The organism is Selenomonas sp., assembly GCF_052169755.1.
Lineage (GTDB): Bacteria > Bacillota > Negativicutes > Selenomonadales > Selenomonadaceae > Selenomonas.
In genome coordinates, this window is record NZ_JBQNBV010000133.1 from 1 (window position 1) to 5,443 (window position 5,443).

Below are 5,443 nucleotides of genomic sequence, written 5' to 3' on the forward strand. Positions count from 1 at the left end.
AACGCAACGACACAAATCGTCACAAGGAAAACGAACGACAAAAAATCGTACAGTTCCATTGGCAATGCCCTGCTGAGCCGTCCAAGAAGCAAGCCTGCCGGCGCAGCTGATTGGCAAACGGCTCGTATGCGAAAACGTCCCAAGAGCGTGAGCCGAAGGCGAAGCGCGATTGGTTGACGTTGACCGCCCTTTCAGGGGCTAAGAATCGACCGCCTATCCCGTATAGTAGCACCACTTGTATTATAACACATAAATACCTTTTATGTCTTTCGTAATTTCATCTTTCCCCCGCCGCCCGCTCTAGGGCGGCAATTTCCTGCGCATCCGTCAGAACATAGAGCATATCTCCCGCCTTGAGCTGCACGTTTCCCTGCGGCAGCAGTTCCTCTGCGCCGCGCCGCACGTTGATGACGTGGCTGTGCGCCCCCCATGCGATCGAGGCGATGGTTCGCCCTTCCATGACGCTTCCGGAAGCGATACACAGCTCCGTCAAGATGCGGCGGCGTACGGCTCCCTCGATCTCTTCGCGCCGTCGGCGCGAACGTTCATAAAGCGCATCGTAGATGGGGCTGCCGCCGATAAGATCGCTGACGAGTACAGCGGCGGAAGCGACGCAGACGACGGCGAGCAGATGCTCAAAGGAGCCTGTGATCTCCATGATGAGCAGGCTTGCCGTCAGCGGCGCCTTGATGCTTCCCGCGAAGAATCCCGCCATGCCAAGGACGACGAAGGTCGAGGAGAGCGCTGTCGGCAGGACGCCGAGCGCCGTCGCGCCTGCGGCGAAGATTGCCCCCGAAAGCGCCCCCAAGACGAGCACGGGAAGAAAAATGCCGCCGGGCACGCCAGAGCCATAGCAAAAGACGGTAAAGAGCATTTTGCCGACAAAGACGGCGAGAAGCGCGCCGAAAAACAGCGGCTCCTCTACAAGACGATTGACGAGGAAGTTGCCGCCCGATAAGACGTCGGGCAAAAAGAAGCCGAGCACGCCCGCCGCCAAAAACGGAATCGCTGCCAGAAGCCAAGCGGGCAGCGGCGACTTCGCCCATGTATCGAGCGAGCCGATGAGCATACCGTTGAAGAGCCTGCCGAGTGCGCCCGAAAAAGCGCCGAGCAAAAAGAGCAAGAGATATGCTCCGCCGAGCGGCACGGGAAGCACCGAACCAACGGCAAACATCGGACCGACGCCGAAGATCTCCTGCGTGAAGAATCCTGCGGCGATCGACGCACCGAGAACACCCATGAGCATCTGCGGTGAGAAGTTCTTCGATAGCTCTTCGAAGGAAAAGACAAGGCTCGCCAAGGGGGCGTTGAAGATGGCGGCGAAGCCCGCGCCTGCCCCCGCCGTCAGAAGAAATCGCTCCTCCGCCCGCGAGCGTCCGGCAATGCGGCTGACCCCTGCCCCCACACAGGCGCCGATCTCCACGCTCGGTCCGCCGCGCCCGAGCGACAGCCCCGCACCGATCGCCAGCACGACGCCGACGAATTTGCCGAAGAGCACGCGCAGCCAGTGAAGGTGGCTTTCGCCGCGCAAGACACCCTTGAGATCGGGAATGCCGCCGCCGCCGACCATTGCATCGAGCTGCATGAGCCGCCGGACGACGCCAGAAACGGCAAGCAGCGCGAGAAAATAGCCGCCCGTCCAGAGCGGCGAGGCGTCGCGCAAGAAGTCGTACAGCACGGGGCGCAAGTGATCGGCGCTCTCCAACAGCCAGTGATAGAGCGCGATGACCGCGCCCACAAGAACGCCGATCAGAAGCCCGTCGGCAAAGAGACGCAGGCGAAAATGCGCAGGCTTTTTCACATAGAGAAGCGCACGCTCGATATTCTCCGGCATCGTATCTCCTCCGCATACAAAGCGCAATCCCACGAAACCCCGCCTCTTTCCTGTGATGGGACGCCCTACACAAGCACGGGATTTCGCAAACGAAAGCCCGCCCATTCCCCTAAATAACAACCAAGATTCAAACGCGCTCCGCTTGAACGAGAATCTTAGTCGAAGGGGAATGAGCGGGCTTCTTAAGGAAACGCTGATAAAACGGCTCGCTTATAAGCGCCCCATCACGCCAAGCCGAAAGCGAACACGGTCTGCGCACGCCACTCCTTGCCCGGGCGCAGGATCGACTGCGGGAAGTTCGCGTGATGCACCGCGTCGGGGAACACCTGCGCTTCGAGGGTAAAGCCCGCACGCGGGGCGAACGCCGCGCCCGCCTTGCCGGAGAGCACGCCGTCTAAGTGGTTGCCCGAGTAGAACTGTACGCCGGGCTGCGTCGTATAGGCGCGCATATAGACGCCCGTCTTTTCCGCATAGACATGCGCGAGCTTGTGAAGCTTCGTGTAGTCCACAGGGCACGCAGCATCTTCGCCAAGCCCCAGTTCTTTCGCTTCTTCCTCCGCCGGGGTTCGATCCAGCACGAAGTTGTGGTCATAGCCGCCCGCCCAGCGCATCTGACTGAACGGCGCGTCGATGCGTGCGCCGATCTCTTTCATCTCACGAAAATCGAGCGGCGTCCCTTCGACGAGCAGAATGCGTCCGTCCGGAATCAGCTCGTTGTCCGTCGGCGTGTACTTCTCCGCGAAAATGCGAATCTTCTGATCGAGCACGGATCCCGAGCAGAATCCTTCGAGATTGAAGTATGTATGATGCGAAGGATTGCAGATCGTATCCCCGTTCGCCTCCGCTTCATAGGAAACGACGACCTCATTCTTCTCCGAAAGCGCATACGTCACAGTCATCTTCAAATCGCCGGGGTATCCGCCCTCACCTGCCGGGCTCATATAGCAGAGCGTCAGCGCACCCGCTTTTTCCTCTGCCGTCCAGACCTTCTTATCATAGCCGCCCAGCGAGCCGCCGTGCAAGTGGTTTCTGCCCTCGTTGCATTCCAAGACATACGTTTTGTCGTCGATGGGCAGATCACCGAAAGCGATGCGTCCCGCCGAGCGGCCGACAATCGCGCCGAAATACTTATCGTCCGCCTCGTAGCCTTTGAGATCCTCGTAGCCGAGCGCCACGTCGATGCACTTTCCCTCCCTGTCCGGTACGATGAGCGACTGCACACGCGCCCCATAGTCCATGACAGAGAGCTTCATCCCGTAGCTGTTCTCCAATGTATAAAGTGTGATGAGCCTGCCGTTCTTAAGCTCGCCAAATGCCTTTTTCGTTATCTTCGCCATCTGTCATCACCTCTCTGCTTCTTTCTCTATGCGTGCCAGAAAATCCTTCTGCGGCATGGGCTTTGCAAAATAATATCCTTGAATCTTGTCGCAGCCGATGCTCGACAGGAAATCCAGCTGCGCTTTCGTCTCCACGCCCTCGACGACGATGCCCATTCTGAGATCGTGCGCCATCTCGACGACGCGCCGCAGAATCGCCGGCGCACGCTGCGAGTTTTCCAAATCGCGCACAAAACTCATGTCGATCTTCAAGATATCAACCGCTAAGTTTCGAAGCATATTGAGCGAGCTGTAGCCGCTGCCAAAATCATCCATGAGAATCTTCAAACCAAGACTTTGCAGCTTTTTCAAGACATTCATCAGCTGCGTCGGATTGTCCGTATAGGCGGACTCGGTGATCTCAAGGCGCAGGAGCGAAGGATCCAGATCGTACTTCTTCAAAAGGCTGACGACCGTATCACAAAAATCGCTGTCATAGAAATTCAGCCGTGAGACGTTGACCGAAACGGGTACGACGGGCAGCCCTGCACGAATACGAGATGAGAGCATACGGCAGACATCCTCCCACGCGAAGCGGTCGAGCCGCACGACGAAACCGTTGCGCTCGAAGAGCGGCACGAAGCGCACAGGCGGAATGAGGCCCGCCGCCGGATGCTGCCAGCGCACGAGCGCCTCAGCGCTGACGGCGCGTCCCGCCTTGATGCTGTAGACCGGCTGATAATACACGCAGAACTGCCCCTCCGAGAGCGCAAACTCCATCTCACGGAGCATCATCTGCTCTTCGAGAAGCGTCTCGCGCATCTTTTCATCGTAGTAAGCATAGCGCGTCTTATAGCGTCCCTTGATCGTATTGAGCGCCATGTGCGCACGGTCGCACATCTGATCGACCGGCAGGAGCACATCATCCACCGAATAGATGCCTGCATAAAAAAGAATATTATTCTTGATGCCAAGCGAGAAGATCGCATTGTCGATACCTTCGAGCAGAATGTCGATGTCGAGCATATCGTCCGGCATACAGACGGCAAAGTGATCCGCCTCCATGTGCCCGGCAAGACCGATGCCTTCCGTGATCGTTTTGAAATATGTACCCGCCGTTTTTAAGATCAAATTTCCCGTTTCAACATGAAAAAGATCGTTGATGATCTTGAAGCAGTTGATATCGAAGTACAAAAGGTTGTAGCGCATTCCGGAATTTTGCTGCAGAAGCTCGACTGTCTTTTCATAAAATGTCTCGCGGTTGTATATTCCTGTCAGCGCATCTACTTCAATATGGTGGCGCATCTCAAGGATCTGCCTCTCACGCGCCGCTTGTTCGAGCTTTCGCCACTCATTCTCCATGCGTGCCATGACGTTTTTCACGCGGCAGCAAACGATCGCCGGATGGTAAGGCTTCGTGATGAAGTCGGCAGCGCCCATCTCCATTGCACGCACCTCGGCGGCACGTTCGCTGCCTGCGGTCGTGACGATGACAGGAATCGCCGCCAAGCGTTCGTCGCGCTTTAGGGCAGCGAGCAATGCAAAGCCGTCCATGCCGGGCATCACGAGATCGAGCAGTATGACATCGACGCGTTTTTCGGCAAGCAGCGCCATCACATCTCTGCCGTTCGTCGCTTCTAAAAGCTCATACTCCGCTTGAAAAAACTGTGCGAGAACAGCACGGTGCATTTCCTCATCGTCCACGATCATCATCACAGGTTTCTTTTCCATAAGATTACCTTTCTCAAAAAGAGAGCCGCTGATACTTCAACGAGTCCTAAAGAAACACTTCATCGCTACTTATTATATTTTACCATGAAACCCCAAGAGGTCAAGCCGTAGGCGCAGACCGATTGGCTCGGTTTCATGTAAGGGCGATGCTTTCCTTTTTATTTCACCACTCAACCACATTGCACATCACACTCGCGCCGTGCGGCTTTGTGCCGTCAAAGTAACGGCTGCGATCAGCAGCAGCGTCTTGTGTTTTATGATCCAGTCGAGCATTTTTTTGCATTTTATCCATCCCCCACAACAAAAAAAGACAGCCCACAAGCTGCCTTCGTATGCTATAATATACTCGGTGCTACCAAGACGGTAGGCGGTCGATTCTTAGCCCCTAGCGGTCAACGTCAGCCGCGCATCTGCGCTCTTCGAGCTTGATTTGCGGGACGTTTTCGCATACGACCTATTTGCCAATCAGCCGCGCCCTTCGGGCTTGCTTCTTGGATAGGTCAGCAAGGGGGCGTTGCTCATGACGATAAACGATTTAATCGCGTTGCTCTTAGTAACGCTG

Annotated in this window: 3 protein-coding genes; all 3 read right to left on the minus strand. The window is 56.4% G+C overall.

Annotated features, from left to right (window positions below; genetic code table 11):
• Positions 1–277: 277 nt before the first annotated feature.
• Positions 278–1,834: a ClC family H(+)/Cl(-) exchange transporter gene (locus ACTTKG_RS08805; RefSeq protein WP_442673842.1), complete on the minus strand. Its 1,557-nt coding sequence runs from the start codon at positions 1,832–1,834 to the stop codon at positions 278–280.
• Between the two features lie 224 nt (positions 1,835–2,058).
• Positions 2,059–3,171 (minus strand): aldose epimerase family protein, encoded by a 1,113-nt coding sequence (locus tag ACTTKG_RS08810; protein ID WP_442673843.1) that lies wholly within the window; start codon positions 3,169–3,171, stop codon positions 2,059–2,061.
• Between the two features lie 6 nt (positions 3,172–3,177).
• Positions 3,178–4,881: a putative bifunctional diguanylate cyclase/phosphodiesterase gene (locus ACTTKG_RS08815; protein ID WP_442673844.1), complete on the minus strand. Its 1,704-nt coding sequence runs from the start codon at positions 4,879–4,881 to the stop codon at positions 3,178–3,180.
• Positions 4,882–5,443 lie beyond the last annotated feature (562 nt).

Excerpts from the sequence above, each read along its gene's own strand:
- ACTTKG_RS08810 (WP_442673843.1), bottom strand. The coding sequence starts at position 3,171 with ATGGCGAAGATAACGAAAAAGGCATTTGGCGAGCTTAAGAACGGCAGG.
- ACTTKG_RS08805 (WP_442673842.1), bottom strand. The coding sequence starts at position 1,834 with ATGCCGGAGAATATCGAGCGTGCGCTTCTCTATGTGAAAAAGCCTGCG.
- ACTTKG_RS08815 (WP_442673844.1), bottom strand. The coding sequence starts at position 4,881 with ATGGAAAAGAAACCTGTGATGATGATCGTGGACGATGAGGAAATGCAC.